Here is a 310-nt window from a genome sequence, read left to right as displayed (position 1 = left end):
CCCCCCCCCCCCCCCCCCCCCCCCCCCCCCCCCCCCCCCCCCCCCCCCCCCCCCCCCCCCCCCCCCCCCCCCCCCCCCCCCCCCCCCCCCCCCCCCCCCCCCCCCCCTTTTTCATGATCCGGCGACCCCCGAGATCTACACCCGAACGTTGTCGTCGGCAGCGTCAGATGTGTATAAGAGACAGGCTACAACCTGCGCGAACGCAACTTCACGCGCGACGCCAGCCACGAGCTGCGCAGCCCGCTCACCGTCATCAAGATGTCGGCCGACATGTTGGTCGATGACGCGTCGCTGAGCGAATTCGGGCAGC

At 73.9% G+C, this 310-nt stretch carries 1 pseudogene; it reads left to right on the top strand.

Annotation, left to right across the window (positions count from 1 at the left end):
- Positions 1-195: 195 nt before the first annotated feature.
- Positions 196-310 (top strand): annotated as a pseudogene (locus JHD67_RS21975) (histidine kinase dimerization/phospho-acceptor domain-containing protein); the annotation flags it as partial.

Origin of the sequence: Dyella sp. ASV21, from assembly GCF_016428975.1 — a bacterium.
Lineage (GTDB): Bacteria > Pseudomonadota > Gammaproteobacteria > Xanthomonadales > Rhodanobacteraceae > Dyella.
The sequence above is the reverse complement of the archived record's forward strand: the minus strand, read 5'-3'. Positions and strand labels throughout refer to the sequence as shown.